Source organism: Nocardioides campestrisoli, assembly GCF_013624435.2.
Taxonomy (GTDB): Bacteria; Actinomycetota; Actinomycetes; order Propionibacteriales; family Nocardioidaceae; genus Nocardioides; species Nocardioides campestrisoli.
The window spans coordinates 566,511-583,946 of sequence record NZ_CP061768.1; the positions used below are offsets into that span (position 1 = coordinate 566,511).

The following is a 17,436-nucleotide window of genomic DNA, read 5'->3' on the forward strand; positions in this document are numbered from 1 at the left end:
GGCCTCGGAGGGTCCCATGGAGAGCACGTCACTGCCGCAGCTCGTCGACCAGCAGCTCGCCGCGGCCCGGGAGGCCGGACCAGGACGCAGCGCGCACACGCTGTACGGCGGTCACGAGCACGCGCTGCGCCAGACGCTGATCGCGCTGGTGGGCGGCCGCCGCCTCGGGGAGCACGAGAGCCCCGGCGAGGCGACGCTCCAGGTGCTCCACGGCCGGGTGCGGCTGCACGCCGGGGACCAGACATGGGACGGCGGGCCGGGGGACCTGTTGCAGGTCCCGCCGACCCGCCACGACCTCGAGGCCCTGGAGGACGCCGCCGTGCTGCTCACCGTCTCGGTGCACGGCGTCCCAGGCGCCTGAGGTCACACGCTCGAGCCGTGCCTCAGAGGAAGCGGCCGCAGTACGGCCACGGCTGGGCGCCGCGCGACTTGTAGAGCAGCTTGGCGCGCAGCGTCTGCTCGGCCGGGGACGCGTGGTGCGGCATCCCGGAGCCACCGACGCTGTTCCAGGTGGCCACGTTGAACTGGTAGAGCCCGTAGTAGCCGGCCGCGTTGACCGCGCGCGGGTTGCCGCCGGACTCGCAGTTGGCCAGCCCGGCCCAGTTGAGACCACCGGTGCCGGGCACGGTCGCGGCCTTGCGGCCCACCAGCACCCGCCGCGGGGTCGCCTTCTTCAGGGTCTTGCGCTGGACGACCTGGTACTTGACCAGCGTGCCGTTGTGCGTCGTACGCCGGGCCTTGACCCGCTGCACGCCGGCCTTGCCCTGCTGGACGACCTTGCGCTTGCCGGGCTTGAGCTTGGTGGTGCCGACCTCCACGGTGCGCGGCTGTACCTTCACCCGCTTGACCTGGGTGCGCTTGCGGACGTCGATCAGCTTGACCCGGTCGCCCTGGCGGACCTTGCGCTTGTCGCCCTGGACGAAGCGGCCGTTCCGGACGACCTTGACCAGGTCGTTGCCGTCGACGTCGACGCCGGTGCTCTCCAGCACCCGGGCGGGCCAGCTCCGCGAGCCTGCGGCGACCTGGAAGTTCTTCTTCCGCGGGACGTCGACGGTCACGGCGACCTCGCCGTCTGCCAGGGCCGGACCGCTGGGCGCCGCGGCGGCCCCGGGGACGAGGCCGGAGGTGAGAGTGAGGGCCAGCGCCGCCACGCCGAGCGAGGCGGTGCCACGCAGGGTGCGCGGGAGGATGGCCGGGGTGAGTGCGCGCAACTGCGTGCTCCTTCACGATGGTGCGTCCCCTGGGAGGGGACGGTCGGACGCGACGCCGCCGTACCTGGGCGTCGAGGCTGGGGGGGGCGTGGCGCCTCGTTACGGAGGAGGCGGAAGCACGTCGTCGCAAGCCGGCCGCTCTGGGCCCGGCTGCACCGCCGCAGCCCCACCACACGAACACAGACCGGGGCTGATGTCGAATCGTCAACACGCGCGATACGCACGGAGAGCCGGAGGATCGTGAGCGACTTCACGCTGCGTAGGCTCGGACCATGCCGTTGATCGCCGCCGACCTCGTCCGGGTCGCAGCCGCGGTCAGCCTGGTGGCCGGGACCGTCTCCTACGGGTGGCTCGGCTTCGCCCTCTTCTCCCTCGTCCTGGGCGGGGTGATGCTGCCCCGGGCGATCGGCACGCCGCAGTGGCTGGACGTCCTGTACGGCGGGGTGCTGCTCTTCGGCGCCTGGGCCGCGCAGCTGGACTGGTACGTCACCGTGCCCTGGCTCGACCTCGTGGTGCACGCCGTGGCCACCGGCCTGATCGGGGTGCTGTGCTGGCAGACGCTGGTCCGGGTGGGCGCGCTGCCCGGCCCCGCACTGGACGACGACGGCCCCGCTCCGGCGACGGTGGCGCGCCCCCGGCTGGGCGCGGTGGTGGTCACCTCGGCGCTGGCTGCCGCGCTGGCCGGCCTGTGGGAGATCGGGGAGTGGGTCGGCCACGCGTGGATCGACCCGAGGATCCAGGTCGGGTACGACGACACCGTCGGCGACCTGGCCGCCGGCGTGCTCGGCGCGGTGATCGCCGGCCTGCTGGTCGCCCGTACCCTGCCGCGACCCGGCCGGGCCGACGCCGCCACGCCGGTCCGGGAGGAGCGCAGGTGATCGAGACGTCCCCGGTGCCCACCGTCTCGGTGGTGATCCCGGTCCGCGACGACGCGGTCGAGCTCGCCGTCTGCCTGCGTCTGCTCGCCGCGCAGGAGGTCCCGCCGCTGGAGGTGGTGGTGGTCGACAACGGCTCCTGCGACGACTCGGCGGCGGTGGCCCGGGCCGCCGGGGCCCGGGTGGTGCCCGAGCCGCGGGTCGGCATCCCCACGGCCGCCGCGACCGGGTACGACGCGGCGCGCGGCGAGGTGATCGCCCGCCTGGACGCCGACTCCCGGCCGGACCCGGACTGGGTCGCCCAGGTGGCTCGAGCCACCACCGACCCGCGGGTCGACGCGGTCACCGGCACCGGCTCCTTCCACGACCTGCCACCGGGAGTGCGCCAGCTGGCGACCTGGGTCTACCTCGGCGCGTACTTCGCGCTTACCCACCTGGCGCTCGGCCACCCGCCGCTGTGGGGGTCGAGCATGGCGGTGCGGCGCAGCAGCTGGGAGCGGGTCCGCGACCAGGTGCACACCACCGCCGACGTGCACGACGACCTCGACCTTGCGTTCGTCCTGGGCCCGACCTCGGTGATCCGGGTGGTGCCCGCGCTGCGGGTACGGGTCTCCGGCCGGTCGGTGCGCGGGCTGGGCCAGCTGCGTCGCCGGATGGCGCGGGCGGTCACCACCCTGCGCCTCAACTGGGCCGTCAGTCCTCCCTGGGAGCGCTGGCAGGCACGCCTCAGCGCAGGGCGATCCAGATCATCAGCTGGGTGACCAGGAAGCCGGTGAGGAAGTTGAGCCAGAGGAACCGCCGCCAGCCGGCGTTGGCCCGCTCGCAGTCCTCGTCGGTGATCGACAGGTACGGCGCCACGTTGGCGACGTACGGCAGCACCAGGGCCGCGGCCAGCGTGCCGGGCCAGGGCAGGAAGAGCAGCAGCGCCCCGCCCAGCAGGTAGGCGCCGAGAGCGAACCAGGTGGTGGTCCGGGCGCCCATCACGGTGCCGATCGAGCCGATGCCGCCGGCCCGGTCCGCGGTCACGTCCTGCACCGCGCCGAAGGCGTGCGAGGCGACCCCCCAGGCGAAGAACCCGGCCAGGGCGGCGAGCACGGTGCGGTCCAGCGAGACCTCCGCACCGCGGGCCGCCGCCAGCGCCAGGCCGAACGCGGCCGGGCTGACGAAGTGGGTGCTGGAGGTCAGCGAGTCCAGGAACGGCCGCTCCTTGAACCGCAGCCGAGGGGCGGAGTAGGCGACCACCGCGAAGACGCTCACCCCGAGCACCAGCGCCGAGGTCGGGGAGCCCCAGAGCAGCAGCGCCACCAGGAACGGCACGTTGGAGAGCCCGGCCGCCCACAGGGTCGCCCCGTGCAGGCCGCGGTCGAGCACCACGCCCTCGACGCCGCCCTTGCGCGGGTTGCGCAGGTCGGACTCGTAGTCGAAGACGTCGTTCACGCCGTACATCAGCAGGTTGTAGGGCACCAGGAAGTAGGCGACGCCGACCCAGAACGCCGCGTCCAGGCTCCCGCCGGCCAGCAGGTACGCCGCCCCGAAGGGGAACGCCGTGTTGACCCAGGAGAGCGGGCGGGAGGAGGCGAGGAGCTGGCCGGCCCGGCCTACGACGCCGGGCGACCGGCCGCTCTCGGCGCCGGTGCCCACGCCAGGGCTCAGGTCCGGGCTCATGCCGGCGCTCACCGGATCTCCCGCTCGACCGGGTCGACGGTGTCCGGCGCCACGCCCTCCGGGGCGTCGGCGCGCCGGGACCGGCCGGTCAGCAGCAGGACCACCGACGGCACCACGGCGACCGCGGCCAGCGGCCAGGCGAAGTCCTCGATCGGGGCCAGCCCGACGTGCACCCCGGCCAGGGCGCTCTCGTCGAACCGGAAGAGGTCGGCGGCGATCATCACCGAGTCGAAGACCGCGGTGAGCGCGACCAGCGACAGGGCGGTCAGCCCGGTGGCGGCCCACCACCGCCGGTCGGGCCGGCGCAGGACGGTGGCGGCCACCAGGAGCACGACCGAGCCGAGCAGGAAGAGGGCGGCGAGCGCCAGGTAGGTCATGCGGTCCTCCGGTCACGGTCCAGGAGCAGCCGGAACAGCCCGTGCAGCACTCCGGTGAGATAGCTGAGGAAGACGATGAAGAAGAGCTCCTCGACCGGCAGCTCGGGGGCCACCTCGATGCCCGTCATCGCCGGCGAGTCGCCCTTGCTGTAGTGCGCGAGCTCGATCGCCACCAGGTCCCAGACCACGAAGAGCACGAACCCGACCCCCACGGCGGCCAGCGCGACCTTGGGCCGGTCGAAGAGGAAGAGCTTCCAGCGGTGGTCGACCAGTCCCATGCAGAGCGTGGAGACCAGGACGAAGCCGAGGTAGAGCAGGCTCACCCGGCCGCCCGCCCCGGTCGCGGCTCGGCGGTGCGCCCGGAGCTCCGGTCTCCGCGCAGCCGCTTGAGCACCAGCTCGGCGCTGATCAGGCACATCGGCAGGCCGATGCCCGGGATCGTGCTGGACCCGGCGTAGAGCAGGCCCTCGACCCGGCGCGAGGCGTTGCGGGCGCGCAGGAACGCGCTCTGTCGCAGGGTGTGGCCGGGGCCGAGCATCCCGCCGGACCAGGCATTGAGGTCGGCGGCGAAGTCACCCGGGCCGACGGTACGGCGTACGACGATCCGCTCGGCCAAGTCAGGCACCTGCGCCCAGTCGGCGATCTGCGCGATCGCGGCGTCGGCGACCTTCTCCACCTCGGGATCGCCACCGCCGTCCACCCCGCCGCGGCCGAGCCCGGTGTCGGCCGGCACGGGCACCAGCACGAACAGGTTCTCGTTGCCTGCCGGAGCCACCGACGGGTCGGTGGCCGAGGGGCGGCACACGTAGGACGACGCGGGGTCCGGCACCCGCCCGGGGCGGCCCAGGACGTCGCCGAAGTTCCTGCCCCAGTCGCTGGTGAAGAACATGGTGTGGTGCTCGAGCTGGGGGAGGGCCCCCTCGACGCCGAGGTAGACCAGGACGGCGCCGGGTCCGGGGTCGCGTCGGCGCCACCAGGACTCGGGGTAGGTCTGCAGCTCGGGCGGGAGCAGCTCGGTCTCCAGGTGGTGCAGGTCGGCGGCGCCGACGACCACGTCGGCCCGCAGGTGCTGCTCGACCCCGTCGGCGTCGCGGTAGCCGACCCCGGTGACCCGGGCCTTGGCCGCCCCGGGGAGGGCGCGACGCACCCGGCCTGACCTCGTCGGCGCGGGATCGGTGGACGCGGTGTCGATCGAGGTGACCGTCGCGCCGGTACGGATCCGCACCCCGCGCTCCACGGCGAGGTCGGCGATCGCCTCGATCAGCCGGCTGAAGCCGCCCTGGGGGTAGAGCACCCCGTCGGCCAGGTCCATCGAGCTCATCAGGTGGTACATCGAGGGCGTGCGCGCCGGCGACGAGCCGAGGAAGACCGCCGGGTACCCCAGCACCTGGCGCAACCGCGGGTCGGTGAACCGGGCGGCGACGTGCGACTCCAGGGAGCGGCCCAGCAGTCGCAGCAGGCTCGGGGCGCGGCGCGCCACGTCGGGGTTGAGCAGGCTGCGGGGCGACTCGAAGCTGGTGTAGAGGAAGTGGTCGACGGCCATCCGGTAGGTGTCCGCCGCAGAGTCGAGGTAGTCCGCCAGCGCCTGGCCGGCGCCGGGCTCGACGGAGTCGAAGAGCGCCACGTTGGCGGCCCGGTCGCGGCGCACCTGCAGCGGCTCGTCGTACCCCTCGAAGAAGACCCGGTAGCCGGGGTCGAGCACCTCGAGGTCGAGCTCGTCGGCGGCGCTGGAGCCGAGCAGCCGGAAGAAGTGGTCGAAGACCTCGGGCATCAGGTACCACGACGGGCCGGTGTCGAACCGGAAGCCGTCCTGGTCCCAGCTGCCGGCTCGCCCACCCACCTGGTCGCGCTGCTCGAGCAGGTCGACGCTCCAGCCGTCGGCGGCGAGCAGTGCGGCGGTCGCCAGTCCGGAGATCCCGCCGCCGATGACGGCGACGCTGCCCGGCCGGCTCACGAGACCCCCCGGGTCACCGCGCGGGCGATCACCTGCGCCTTGCGCGGACCCGGCACCCGGATCCGGTTGCGGCGGATCTCGTCGGGGGAAGTGTGGCGCAGCCGGCGGGAGAGCTCGGCGAACAGGGCGTGGGCCGCGGAGACGGCCCGCCGGCTCCCGGCCGGGAGCCGGTGCACCACCGCGGCCGCGGCCGCCAGGTCGGCGTCGATGTCGTCGAGCAGCCGGTCCCGGTCGTGCGCGTCGAACCGGGCGACGTCCAGGCCCGGGAAGTAGCTGCGGCCCAGGTCGTCTGAGTCGGCGGCCAGGTCGCGCAGGAAGTTGACCTTCTGGAAGGCGGCGCCGAGGCGGCGGGCGCCGGCCCGCAGCTCGACGTACTCGCGGGCGGCGTGCGGACGGCCGACCAGGAACGCGCGCAGGCACATCAGCCCCACGACCTCGGCCGAGCCGTAGACGTACTCGGCGAAGCTCTCCTCGTCGTGCTCCTCGCGGAACAGGTCGGTGCGCATCGAGGCGAAGAACGGGTCGATCAGCTCAGCGCCGATGCCGCAGGTGCGCGCGGTGCGGGCGAAGGCGTGCACCACGAGGTTGGCGCTGTGCCCGGTGCGGAGCGCGGCGTGCACGTCGTCCTGGAGCCCGTCGAGCAGCCGGGACTGGTGCGCACGTCGACCGTCGGGCCGGGGCGCGTCGACGATCTCGTCGGCCACCCGGACCAGTGCGTAGACGTTGCAGACGTGGGTGCGGACCGGCTCGGCGAGCAACCGCGAGGCCATCCCGAAGGAGCTGGAGTAACGCTTTATCACCAGCGCGGCAGCGGCTTCGGCGACCTGGTCGTAGAGCTGGTACGGCGCCAGCTGGCCGGTCGCGGCTTCCTCGGGCCGGCCGGCTGGAGTACCGGGAGGGGTGGTCGCGGCGCTCATGCCGCACCAGCCTCGGCCAGTCCCGAGCCCGCCAGTGCGGCCTCGGGGGACTGGGGACGGCGCGGCTGCCAGGTGGAGGCGAGGGGGTCGACGAGCGAGGTGTCGAGGTCGAAGACGCTCGCCTGGTCGCGCGCGGCCCGCAGGTGCCGCGCGGCCAGCTCCTCTACGTACGCCCGCGAGCCCGAGTCGACCAACGCCGCGCGGACGTCGACGGCCTGGGCCTCGGTCAGCTCCGGGTCGCCCAGGTGCCCGGCGATCCGGGACCACTGCGCGGTGCCGGAGGCGTGCACCACCAGCAGCGTCCGCTTGCCCTCCCGCAGGTCGCCCAGCGGGTCCTTCCCGGTGGTCTGGGCGTCGCCGAAGACGCCCTGGAGGTCGTCGTGCAGCTGGAAGGCGATGCCCAGGCGCCGGCCGATCTCACCGAGCGCCCGCACCGCGTGCTCCTCGGCGCCGGCCAGCACCGCGCCGGCCTGCATCGGCAGCACGAACGAGTAGGCGGCCGTCTTGCACTCGGCCATCTCCAGCGACTCCTCGCGGGTCGGGAGCCCGTCGCCGAGGGTGAGCCGGACGTCGGCCAGCTCGCCGGCGGCCGAGACGTGCAGGGTGGTGTCGAGCAGGTCGAGCAGCCGGCCGACCACGTCGGGCCCGGCCCCGCAGGTGGCGACCGCGCGCACCGCGGCGGCCAGCGCGAGGTCTCCGGCCAGCAGGGCGCCGGCGCGGGTGTAGACCTCCTCGTCCTCCGTGGCGCCGCGACCGTGGGACCCGGCCCCGTCAGGGCCGTCGGGGCGGGCCAGGGAGCGCGCGTCCGCGCGGAACCAGCCCGGCACGCTGGGCTTGCCCCGGCGGGTGTCGTCGTGGTCGATCACGTCGTCGTGGATCACGAACGCCGTGTGCAGCAGCTCCACGGCGGCGGCGACCCGGTCGACGACCTCGTCGGGAGCCGGCGGGTGGGCCACGGCGTCGTGCACCGTGGTCAGCAGCCACGGGCGGAACCGCTTGCCGCCCTCGGTGCCCAGCGCGAGCGCCGAGGCCAGTGCGGCCCGGTCGCGGGCCAGGCCGCCCACCTCGGTGGCCGGCCGCAGGAGCCGGTCGATCTCACTCTGGACGCTCATCGTCGATTCTCCTCGGGGGCGGGGTCGACCCGGTCGAAGGGGGCTGCGAGCTGGGGCCAGGCGTCGGCCGCGTCGAGGGCGGCAGCCTGGTCGCGCAGCCAGGGGCTGAGGGCCCAGGGGGCGGCGGTCAGGGCGGTGCGCAGGTCGTCGACCTCCACCCAGGCGTGCTCGACCACCTCGTCAGGGTGTGGGTCGGGCGCGTCGGTGGCGCGGGCGACGAAGACCGGGCAGAACTCGTGCTCGACGATCCCCGAGGCGTCGACGGCGCGGTAGTCGAAGTCGGGCAGCAGCGGGGTGATCGAGTCGACCTCGAGGCCGAGCTCGCCGCGGCCGTGGCGGCGTACGGCGTCGATCAGGGGCTCGTCGGGGCGCGGGTGCCCGCAGAAGGAGTTGGTCCACACGCCCGGCCACGAGCGCTTGGTCAGCGCTCGCCGCGTCATCAGGACCCGGCCCCGGTCGTCGAGCAGCCAGCAGGAGAAGGCGAGGTGCAGCGGGGTCTCGCGCCCGTGCACGCTCTCGCGCGCGGCAGTGCCGATCGGCCGGTGCTCCGCGTCGAGGAGCACGACCAGGTCACGGGGGTCACCGGCCGGCAACCGGTCGTCCCCCCGGCGAGGGTGTGCAGCGAGCGTGTGCGTCATCGGTTGCCTCCGTGTCGGTCCCACGAGCGTATTGCTAGACGGATTAGATATCAACCTAGTAAGATACTTTTCGTGCCGAACATTCCTGAGACGCCGGGTGAAGGACGTACCCGGATGACCTCCGCCTACACCGCGGACGAGCGCGAGCTGCTGCAGTCGGTACGCGCGCTGGTGAAGGCGGATCGGGAGATGCGTCGCCGGCTGGGCAGCTCGATGGCCGTCAACCTGACCGACCTGCAGGCGCTGCGGTACGTGATCCGGGCCGTGCAGGGGGCGGAGGAGGCGCAGGACTCCCGGGATGCACGTCGCCTCGCCGACCTGCCCGAGGAGTGGGCCGACGACTCGCCGGTGCTGGTCGGCGTCACGCCGCGCCGGTTGGCCGACCACCTGGGCATCACCACGGCAGCGACCACGGCGCTCATAGACCGCCTCGTCGGCTCCGGGCACCTGCAGCGGGTGCCACACCCCCAGGACCGCCGCTCGATCCTGCTGATCCCCACCTCGCGGGCCCGCGAGGAGATGCACGACCACCTGGCGGACATGCACACCCGGATGAAGGAGATCGCGGCCGCCGTGCCCGCCGAGGCTCGTCCGGCGCTGGTCACCTTCCTCCGCTCGTTGACCGAGGAGATGGAGCAGGGTCGCGTCGACGTGGGCGGCTGAGAGGCGCTCAGCTGCGCTGACCTCGGAGTCTCACCAGGTGGAACTGGGGACGCAATCGCCTGGTGTCCGATCGCGTCCCGGCGTCCCCGAACGTGCGCGTAACGAGAAGTTCACTCAGCACGTGGGATTTCCTCGCTCCTGGCATCTGGCCAAGAGGCGCTTTCTTGGTAGTGTTGCCAGCGCAGCAGGTGCAAGTTCCAGCAGGTAGACGCCCGCGGAGTTTGTGATCCAACGGCGTTTCTTCTTCGGCAGTGTCCGCAAGTCGGAGCGACGTGTCACCGCATCTGGTGCGGGATCGTCGAGGTGACGATCTCTCGCCCCGACGAAGGAGTATCAGAGCAATGGCTCAGGGCACCGTGAAGTGGTTCAACGCCGAGAAGGGTTTCGGCTTCATCGCGCAGGAGGACGGCGGCGACGACGTCTTCGTGCACTACTCGGCGATTCAGTCGCAGGGCTACAAGTCCCTCGACGAGAACCAGAAGGTCGAGTTCGACGTCACCCAGGGCCCGAAGGGCCCGCAGGCGGAGAACGTCCGCCCGGTCTGACGCCGGACGTGGAGCACCTGTTCCACGACTTCGGAGCCGAGGCCCCGTCCGCAAGGACGGGGCCTCGGTCCGTCTCCGGACATGGACGGCGTTCCGGGCGCCCTGTCAAGGCCCCGGACGGGTAGTTCGCCGACTCCCCCATACGAGGGATGTTTGGAAGAACGCCTGTTTACGGGATGAAATGGGGGGCACGCTAGTTCTAGTTCTGCGGACACCGCCCCTGGTGCTGCGTAGCTCCGGATCGATCACCCGAATCTCGGGAGGAGGCTCACTTCGTGTACGACCCGTTTGATGTGACTCTCGAGGACGGCGACCTCATCGGTGAGGTCGAGCTGACCACGACGCTCATCATCGCCGCCAGTGAGTCGGACAGCCACCTCTCCACCGAGGAGATCGACCGGATCCTCGGCGTCGCCCCCGTGCCCCATCAGCGCTGAGCGCCCGAGTGTCCCACGGCGCTGAGCGCCGTGACCCACGTACAAGACACCAGTGCCCGCCCCGAGACGTCGGGGCGGGCACTGGTGCGTGTGAGGGTCGTCAGGTCAGGCCCTGACCCACACCTTCCGCGCCAGGGACGGCCGGACACCGGGCCCGGTGATCCGCACCGTCAGCCGCTTGCTGCGACGGACCTCGGCGGTGCGCAGCTTGAGCTTGACCACGCCGCTCTGGCGGACCTTCCGGGTGAGCCGCTTGCCCTGGAAGGTCACGGTGACCTTCTTGCCCGGGGTGGCGTTCCGGACCGTGATCCGGAGCTTCTTCCCGCCCAGGACCTTCTTCGGCGTCCACACCTTGGCCTTGACCTTCGGCTGGCCCGGGACCGGCGCGGGAGCCGGCGTGGGGGTCGGCGCGGGGGTCGGCGCGGGGGTCGGCGACTTCCGCACCTTCAGCGCCGGTGCGGTGCCGGGGGCGACGTGCCCGTCGACCAGCTGCTCCATCGCGTAGGCGTAGCCGACGATCTCGGCGTCGTCCCAGGCACGGCCCATGAACTGGAGGCTGACGGGTGCGCCGTTCGCGTCGGTGCCCACCGGGAAGGCCACGGTCGGCACGCCCGAGGAGCCGGACGGGGTGTCGCGACGGCCGAAGCTCGACCGGTTGCCGCCACCGTCGTTGAGTGAGATCTCCGAGAGCAGGGCCGGGTAGACCACCGCGTCGAGGTCGTGCGCGTCCATCCAGGCGTCGATGTTCTCCTGGTAGGCCGTGCGGTAGTCCCGCCACGCCTTCTCCTCCGCGGGGGTCATCCGCCGGCTCGTGGGCGACTCGCAGAACGACGGGTCGTACGTCGTGTACGGCATCTTCAGCGGGGAGCAGATGACCTCGGCGGGCGAGGACATGCCGAGCTCGGGGTGGCTCCCCAGGTAGCGGGCCCAGCCCTCCCAGTTGAGGTTGACGTTGGGTCGCGTGGGGGCGATCGGCCCGTCGGCGACCTCGACCAGGGTGGCCCCGGTCTCCTGCACCCGGGTGCGCGCGGCCACGGAGGCGTCGATCACCGTGCTGGTGCCGTACGGGTCCACCCAGGTGCTCGGGACGTAGCCGATCCGCTTGCCCCGCAGGGCGGAGGCGTCCAGCACCGTGCGCCAGTCGGCGGGCCGGTGCGCGTCGGCCTCGGCGGTCTCCGGGTTGAGCGGGTCGGTGCCGGAGACGACGTTGAGGATGTCGGCCAGGTCGGAGACCGACCTGGTCATCGCACCGGCATAGTCCTGGAGCCAGGAGAGCGGCATGACGCCACGGTCGGACTGCATGCCGTCGGTGCCGCGCAGGGTCACCAGGCTGGCTGCGGCGGCGGGCGCGTAGAGCGAGTCACCGGTCTGGGACCCCAGCGCCGCGGGGACCATGCTGACCGCGGTGGCGACCGCGGAGCCGCCCGAGGAGGCCAGCGCGGAGCGGGACGGGTCGAAGGCGTTCCACACGGTGCCGTAGGCGTTGTCGGAGTAGGAGCCCGAGGTGGCGTACTCCTCCATGCTGGCCTTGCCGATGATGATCGCCCCGGCCTCGCGCAGCTTCGCGATCTGGTAGGCGTCCTGGGCGGGACGGAAGTCCTTGAAGGTCAGCGACCCGTTCGTGGTCGGCATGTCGTGGGTGTCGTAGAGGTCCTTGGCCGCGATCGGGATGCCGAGCAGCGCCCCGGTGCGCCCGGCCGCACGGGCGGCGTCCGCCTCGGCCGCCCGCGCCAAGGCGTCGGCGGCCACGGTGGTGAAGGCGTTGAAGGCGAACGGGCCCTCGTCGTACGCCGCGATCCGGTCCAGGTAGGCCTGGGTGATCTCCACGGAGGTGGTGATGCCTGCGCTCATGTCGGCCTGGAGCTCGGCGATGGTCTTGTCGACCACGTCGTAGGCCACGCTCGTCACCTGCGCCGGCTCGGACGCGGGCGCGGGCTGGGGCACCCGGATCGGCTGGGCGGTCCCGGGCACGTCGAAGTTGACGATCGAGGCCACCTCGAGCCGACTCAGGCCGGCCAGGTCGGGCTCCTCGGCGAGCCGGGCGGCCAGGTCGGTGACGTCGGCGCGCTCGTCCGCCGCCGTGGCCGCGGTGACCCGGCTGCCGACGACGACGTAGCGCAGCAGGGAGGCGCTCTTGCCGGGCGCGAGGGTGAGCGTGTTGACGTACGCCGGGTAGTTGCGGTCGTGACCGGTGGCGGAGTAGCCGCGCTCGAAGGTGTCGCGCAGCCAGTTGCCGCTGCGGTCGAAGTCGCCGACGACGGTGCCGGTCGGCCCCTGCCAGGTGCCGGTGCCGGCGCCGGACTCCGAGACGGTCCAGACGTCGTCGGCGTCCAGGGCGGCGTCGCCGGAGGAGGAGGCGACCACGGAGCTGGCGTTGGTCCCGGTGGTGCCGTAGCCGGTCTGGCCGCCGAAGGCCACCTCGACCGTGAGGGGCTCGTCGGTGGTGTTGGTCAGGGTGTCGAGCCAGCGGCCGTAGCCGTCCTCCTGCACCACGTCGACCTTGCGGGTCATCCGGACGCCGGAGAGGTCGACCGACCGGGTGGACTCGAAGCGGCCGGTGGCGCGCTCGGTGAGGCCGAAGCCGCGCATCAGCGCGCCGTCGAACCGGTGCGGCTGCTCGGTGTCGACCTGCACGCGGATGCCGCCGTACCCGTTGAGCATCGTGGAGTACGGCGCCTGGACGCCGGTGCCCTCCTGGGTGGCGCGGATGGAGCCGGTGTCGGCGCCCGGGGAGGCGGCGTCCTGGATGCCCCAGGCGGTGCCGTCAGCGTCGGTCACGTAGGTGAACGCGTGGGCTCCGGTGAGCGGGACGGCCAGGGAGGCGGCGGTCAGGGAGAGCCCGGCGGTCGCGAGCGCGGCCCGGCGGGCCCGGCCCGGCCGGTCGGGGGGTGGGGAGAGGAACATGGGAGATACCTGCCTACTTGCGGGGGAAGCCCTCCTCGTCACTAAGGGCTCCCCCAGTGGACGCGTCGGCCGTCTCGGGGCGGTTTCCCGTTGATTGCCTCGCGGTTAATTCGCCCAGCGGACGTAGCCCTTGATACGACTACCCCCTAGGGGTACCTTGGAAGCATGAGCGAGCACCACCACGGCTACATCCAGGGCAAGGACGACTACCTGGCCCGTCTGCGCCGGATCGAGGGTCAGGCCCGCGGTCTCCAGCGGATGGTCGAGGAGGAGAAGTACTGCATCGACATCCTCACCCAGGTCAGCGCCATGACGAAGGCGCTGCAGGCGGTCTCCCTCGGCCTGCTGGCCGACCACCTCGGGCACTGCGTCGTCGACGCGGCCCGGGCCGGGGACGCCGAGGCCGAGGAGAAGGTCCAGGAGGCCATGGCGGCCATCAGCCGGCTCGTGAAGTCCTGACGCCCCACCCAGCACCCACCACCAGTCGAATTCCCAGTCGACGTCCCAGTCGACTACCCAGCGAGGAGAAGCCCATGTCCCAGACCGCCACCTTCACTGTCACCGGCATGACCTGCGGCCACTGCGTCGCCTCGGTCACCGAGGAGGTCAGCGAGGTGCCCGGCGTCGAGTCGGTCGACGTCGTCCTCGAGTCCGGCGCCCTCACCGTGACCAGTGCCGAGCCCGTCGACGCCGAGGCCGTCAAGGCCGCCGTCGAAGAGGCCGGCTACGCGCTGGTCTGAGCACATGAGACGGGTGGCCTGAGATGACCGGGACGAGCACGGTGCTGCGGGTGGTGGCCTTCGTGGCCGCGCTGCTCGCGGTCGGCGCAGCGGCGCTCGGCGTGGGTCGCGCGGTCGGCCCCGTGGACGGTGTGCCGCTCGCCTCCGAGGCGGGGGCGGAGCCGGACCACGGGCATGACGCCGACGCGTGGAGTGACTCCCCAGCCGACGGTGCCGCCGACGGGGCAGCCGACAAGGCAGCCGACAAGGCGGTCGACGTGGCGGGGCTGACCGCCCGGGCGGACGGGTTCACCCTCGAGCTGGCCGACCCCACCCTGCCCGCCGGCCCGGCCACCCTGGAGCTCACCATCCGCACCTCCAGCGGGCGGCCGCTGCTCGACTACGACGTGGCGCACGAGAAGGAGCTGCACCTGATCGTGGTCCGCCGCGACCTGGTCGGGTTCCAGCACGTGCACCCCGTGCTCGACCGCCGTACCGGCACCTGGTCGGTCGAGGTCGACCTGACGCCGGGCACGTGGCGGGTGATCGCCGACTTCGTGCCCGAGGGCTGGCAGCAGGTGACGCTCGCCGAGGACCTGGCGGTCTCCGGCCGGTTCCAGCCGGCCCCGCCCGGGCAGGAGCGGCTCACCGACGTCGTCGACGGCTACCGGGTCACCCTGGCCGGGGACACCGCGCCCGGCGCGCCCACCGAGCTGACCGCGCGGATCGAGCGGGACGGCGTCGGCGTACGGGACCTCCAGCCCTACCTCGGGGCCTACGGCCACCTGGTCGCGCTGCGGGCCGGCGATCTGGGCTACCTGCACGTCCACCCGGAAGGACAGGTCGGCACGGCCGGCGAGGGCGGCGGCCCCCAGATCCGGTTCGCCACCGAGTTCCCCACCGCAGGCACCTACCGGCTCTTCCTCGACTTCCGCGTCGGGAACACCGTGCACACCGCGGACTTCACCGTGACCGCGGACGGCGCGCCCGCCGGCTCCGGCACCTCCGACGAGACCGGCTCGCCCGACGAGCACCAGGAGGACTCCCATGACCACTGACCAGCGCGGTCTCGCGCAGGCCACCGGCACCCCTGGCCTGACCCACCTCGAGCTCGACATCAGCGGGATGACCTGCGCCTCCTGCGCGAACCGGATCGAGCGCAAGCTCAACAAGCTCGACGGCGTCACGGCCACGGTCAACTACGCCACCGAGAAGGCTGACGTGCGCGTGCCCGAGACGGTCAGCCCCGAGCTGCTGCTCGAGACCGTCGCCGCCGCCGGCTACACCGCGACCCTGCCGGCGCCGCCCCCGACCGGCGACCCCGCCGACGGGGGACCGGCTCCGGACCGCCGGGACGCGGAGGTCGCGGCGCTGCGTACCCGCCTGCTCTGGTCCGCCGTCCTCTCCGTCCCGGTGATCGCGATGGCGATGGTCCCGGCCTGGCAGTTCGAGTACTGGCAGTGGGCCTCGCTGACCCTGGCCGCCCCGGTCGCCCTCTGGGGCGCTTGGCCGTTCCACCGCGCCGCCTTCACCAACCTGCGCCACGGCGCGGCCACCATGGACACGCTGGTCTCGATGGGGGTGCTGGCCGCGTTCGGCTGGTCCCTCTACGCGCTCTTCCTCGGCACCGCCGGGGAGCCCGGGATGACGCACCCGTTCGAGCTGACCATCGAGCGCACCGACGGCACGATGAACATCTACCTCGAGGCGGCCGCCGGCGTCACCACCTTCCTGCTCGCGGGCCGGTACTTCGAGAAGCGCGCCAAGCGGGCCAGCGGCGCAGCCCTGCGGGCCCTGCTCGACCTCGGTGTCCGTGACGTGGCGGTGCTCCGCGGCGGCGTCGAGACCCGGGTGCCGGTGGAGAGCCTCGCCGTCGGCGAGGAGTTCGTGGTCCGGCCGGGGGAGAAGGTCGCCACCGACGGGGTGGTCGTCTCGGGCACGTCGGCGATCGACACCTCGATGGTCACCGGCGAGTCCGTCCCGGCCGAGGTCGGGCCGGGCAGCGAGGTCATCGGCGCCACCGTCAACGCCGGCGGCCGGTTGGTCGTCCGGGCGACCCGGGTCGGCGGCGACACCCAGCTGGCGCAGATGGCCAAGCTGGTCGAGGACGCCCAGTCCGGCAAGGCGCAGGTGCAGCGGCTCGCCGACCGGATCTCCGGGATCTTCGTGCCGCTGGTGCTGCTGCTGGCCGCCGGCACGCTCGGCTTCTGGCTCGGCACCGGTGCCACCACCACGGCCGCCTTCACCGCCGCGGTGGCCGTGCTGATCGTCGCCTGCCCCTGCGCGCTCGGGCTGGCCACCCCCACCGCCCTGCTCGTCGGCACCGGCCGCGGCGCGCAGATGGGCGTGCTGATCAAGGGCCCCGAGGTGCTGGAGTCCACCCGCCGGGTGGACACCGTGGTGCTGGACAAGACCGGCACCGTCACCACCGGGCAGATGACCCTGGTCGACGTCGTGGTCGCCGAGGGCGAGGACCGCGACCGGGTCCAGCGCCTGGCCGCCGCGGTCGAGGCCGGCTCGGAGCACCCCATCGCCCGGGCCGTCGTCCAGGCCACACCGGACCACCCGCAGGCCGAGGGGTTCGACACCCTGCCCGGCCTCGGGGCGCGGGCGACCGTCACCGAGCCGGACGGCTCCCGTCAGGTGAGCGTCGGCCGGGCCTCCCTGGTCGCCGAGGCCGGGCTGCCGCCCGCCCTCGAGCAGGCCGTGACCTCCGCCGAGTCACGGGGGAGCACCGCGGTCGTGGTCGGCTGGGACGGCGAGGCCCGAGGTGTCCTGGTCGTCTCCGACACGGTCAAGGACGGCTCCGCCGCCGCGGTCGCCGAGCTGCGCCGGCTGGGCCTGCGCCCGCTCCTGGTGACCGGCGACAACGAGGGCGCCGCCCGGGCGGTCGCCGCCCAGGTGGGGATCGACGAGGTGGTCGCGGGCGTGCTCCCGGCCGGCAAGGTCGACGTCGTACGCCGGCTGCAGGAGCAGGGCCGGGTCGTCGCCATGGTCGGCGACGGCGTCAACGACGCCCCCGCGCTGGCCCAGGCCGACCTCGGCCTGGCGATGGGAGCGGGCACCGACGTGGCGATCGAGGCGAGCGACCTGACGCTCGTGCGCGACGACCTCGGCGCCGCCGCGGACGCCGTACGCCTGTCCCGCCGCACTCTGAGCACGATCAAGGGCAACCTGTTCTGGGCCTTCGCCTACAACGTCGCCGCCCTGCCCCTGGCCGCAGCCGGCCTGCTCAACCCGATGCTGGCCGGCGCCGCGATGGCCTTCTCCTCGGTCTTCGTGGTCACCAACAGCCTCCGGCTGCGCCGCTTCCGCTGAGGTCGGGCCGTCCACAGGAATCCCCGCACAGCCGGGGATTCCCACACTTGGCGGGCATCGCAACACCCACAAAGTTCAGCGATCCCCGGCTGTGCGGGGAT

General features: G+C 73.1%; 19 protein-coding genes. 10 read left to right on the forward strand and 9 right to left on the reverse strand.

Annotated elements, in window-relative coordinates:
- The first annotated feature begins 16 nt into the window (after positions 1-16).
- Complete coding sequence (locus tag H8838_RS02755; RefSeq protein ID WP_185995235.1) at positions 17-361, forward strand: cupin domain-containing protein; 345 nt, start codon at positions 17-19, stop codon at positions 359-361.
- A 22-nt stretch (positions 362-383) separates the two neighbouring features.
- Here H8838_RS02755 and H8838_RS02760 read toward each other — a convergent pair whose 3' ends face one another.
- Complete coding sequence (locus tag H8838_RS02760) at positions 384-1,211, reverse strand: resuscitation-promoting factor (RefSeq protein WP_185995234.1); 828 nt, start codon at positions 1,209-1,211, stop codon at positions 384-386.
- Between the two features lie 272 nt (positions 1,212-1,483).
- Between H8838_RS02760 and H8838_RS02765 the strand changes: the two genes are divergently transcribed.
- Together H8838_RS02765 and H8838_RS02770 are read left to right on the forward strand one after the other, a co-directional pair.
- Complete coding sequence (locus tag H8838_RS02765) at positions 1,484-2,089, forward strand: hypothetical protein (RefSeq protein WP_185995233.1); 606 nt, start codon at positions 1,484-1,486, stop codon at positions 2,087-2,089.
- A complete protein-coding gene (locus H8838_RS02770; RefSeq protein ID WP_224766339.1) occupies positions 2,086-2,847 on the forward strand; it encodes a glycosyltransferase in 762 nt (253 codons plus the stop codon). The genes H8838_RS02765 and H8838_RS02770 overlap by 4 nt, the downstream gene beginning before the upstream one ends.
- Here H8838_RS02770 and H8838_RS02775 read toward each other — a convergent pair.
- Genes H8838_RS02775 through idi form a run of 7 tightly spaced genes read right to left on the reverse strand, consistent with a single transcriptional unit; the run spans position 2,813 to position 8,749 of the window.
- The gene (locus H8838_RS02775) at positions 2,813-3,763 is read right to left on the reverse strand and encodes a prenyltransferase (RefSeq protein WP_224766340.1); all 951 of its coding nucleotides are present in this window, start codon (positions 3,761-3,763) and stop codon (positions 2,813-2,815) included. The two genes, H8838_RS02770 and H8838_RS02775, sit on opposite strands and share 35 nt — an antisense overlap.
- On the reverse strand, positions 3,760-4,128 hold the full coding sequence (locus H8838_RS02780) for a lycopene cyclase domain-containing protein (RefSeq protein ID WP_185995231.1): 369 nt from the start codon (positions 4,126-4,128) through the stop codon (positions 3,760-3,762). The genes H8838_RS02775 and H8838_RS02780 overlap by 4 nt, the downstream gene beginning before the upstream one ends.
- Positions 4,125-4,451, reverse strand: a complete 327-nt coding sequence (locus H8838_RS02785; protein ID WP_181309584.1) for a lycopene cyclase domain-containing protein — start codon at positions 4,449-4,451, stop codon at positions 4,125-4,127. The genes H8838_RS02780 and H8838_RS02785 overlap by 4 nt, the downstream gene beginning before the upstream one ends.
- Positions 4,448-6,082, reverse strand: coding sequence for a phytoene desaturase family protein (gene crtI, locus H8838_RS02790; RefSeq protein ID WP_185995230.1), 1,635 nt, complete (start codon positions 6,080-6,082; stop codon positions 4,448-4,450). Before crtI ends, H8838_RS02785 begins: the two co-directional genes overlap by 4 nt.
- The gene (locus tag H8838_RS02795) at positions 6,079-6,999 is read right to left on the reverse strand and encodes a phytoene/squalene synthase family protein (protein WP_181309582.1); all 921 of its coding nucleotides are present in this window, start codon (positions 6,997-6,999) and stop codon (positions 6,079-6,081) included. Before H8838_RS02795 ends, crtI begins: the two co-directional genes overlap by 4 nt.
- Positions 6,996-8,111, reverse strand: coding sequence for a polyprenyl synthetase family protein (locus tag H8838_RS02800; protein ID WP_181309581.1), 1,116 nt, complete (start codon positions 8,109-8,111; stop codon positions 6,996-6,998). Before H8838_RS02800 ends, H8838_RS02795 begins: the two co-directional genes overlap by 4 nt.
- Positions 8,108-8,749 carry an isopentenyl-diphosphate Delta-isomerase gene (gene idi, locus H8838_RS02805; protein ID WP_185995229.1) on the reverse strand — a complete coding sequence of 214 codons (642 nt, stop codon included), beginning with the start codon at positions 8,747-8,749 and terminating at the stop codon, positions 8,108-8,110. Before idi ends, H8838_RS02800 begins: the two co-directional genes overlap by 4 nt.
- Positions 8,750-8,821: 72 nt before the next feature.
- Between idi and H8838_RS02810 the strand changes: the two genes are divergently transcribed.
- From H8838_RS02810 to H8838_RS02820, 3 genes are all read left to right on the forward strand, one after another.
- Positions 8,822-9,412: a MarR family winged helix-turn-helix transcriptional regulator gene (locus H8838_RS02810; protein ID WP_181309579.1), complete on the forward strand. Its 591-nt coding sequence runs from the start codon at positions 8,822-8,824 to the stop codon at positions 9,410-9,412.
- Positions 9,413-9,753: 341 nt separating this feature from the next.
- On the forward strand, positions 9,754-9,957 hold the full coding sequence (locus H8838_RS02815; protein WP_056905888.1) for a cold-shock protein: 204 nt from the start codon (positions 9,754-9,756) through the stop codon (positions 9,955-9,957).
- Between the two features lie 275 nt (positions 9,958-10,232).
- The gene (locus H8838_RS02820) at positions 10,233-10,394 is read left to right on the forward strand and encodes a hypothetical protein (RefSeq protein ID WP_181309578.1); all 162 of its coding nucleotides are present in this window, start codon (positions 10,233-10,235) and stop codon (positions 10,392-10,394) included.
- A gap of 105 nt (positions 10,395-10,499) precedes the next feature.
- Here the strand turns inward: H8838_RS02820 and H8838_RS02825 are convergent, their stop codons facing one another.
- Complete coding sequence (locus H8838_RS02825) at positions 10,500-13,298, reverse strand: amidase (RefSeq protein ID WP_185995228.1); 2,799 nt, start codon at positions 13,296-13,298, stop codon at positions 10,500-10,502.
- Between the two features lie 165 nt (positions 13,299-13,463).
- On the opposite strand from H8838_RS02825, the gene H8838_RS02830 reads away from it, so the two are divergent.
- The 4 genes from H8838_RS02830 to H8838_RS02845 all read left to right on the forward strand — a co-directional run bounded on the left by H8838_RS02830 (position 13,464) and on the right by H8838_RS02845 (position 17,335).
- Positions 13,464-13,757 (forward strand): metal-sensitive transcriptional regulator, encoded by a 294-nt coding sequence (locus H8838_RS02830; RefSeq protein WP_185995227.1) that lies wholly within the window; start codon positions 13,464-13,466, stop codon positions 13,755-13,757.
- Between the two features lie 74 nt (positions 13,758-13,831).
- The gene (locus H8838_RS02835) at positions 13,832-14,038 is read left to right on the forward strand and encodes a heavy-metal-associated domain-containing protein (RefSeq protein ID WP_181309575.1); all 207 of its coding nucleotides are present in this window, start codon (positions 13,832-13,834) and stop codon (positions 14,036-14,038) included.
- A gap of 23 nt (positions 14,039-14,061) precedes the next feature.
- Positions 14,062-15,075, forward strand: coding sequence for a carbohydrate-binding protein (locus tag H8838_RS02840; protein ID WP_185995226.1), 1,014 nt, complete (start codon positions 14,062-14,064; stop codon positions 15,073-15,075).
- A complete protein-coding gene (locus tag H8838_RS02845; RefSeq protein WP_185995225.1) occupies positions 15,065-17,335 on the forward strand; it encodes a heavy metal translocating P-type ATPase in 2,271 nt (756 codons plus the stop codon). The genes H8838_RS02840 and H8838_RS02845 overlap by 11 nt, the downstream gene beginning before the upstream one ends.
- Positions 17,336-17,436: the final 101 nt, after the last annotated feature.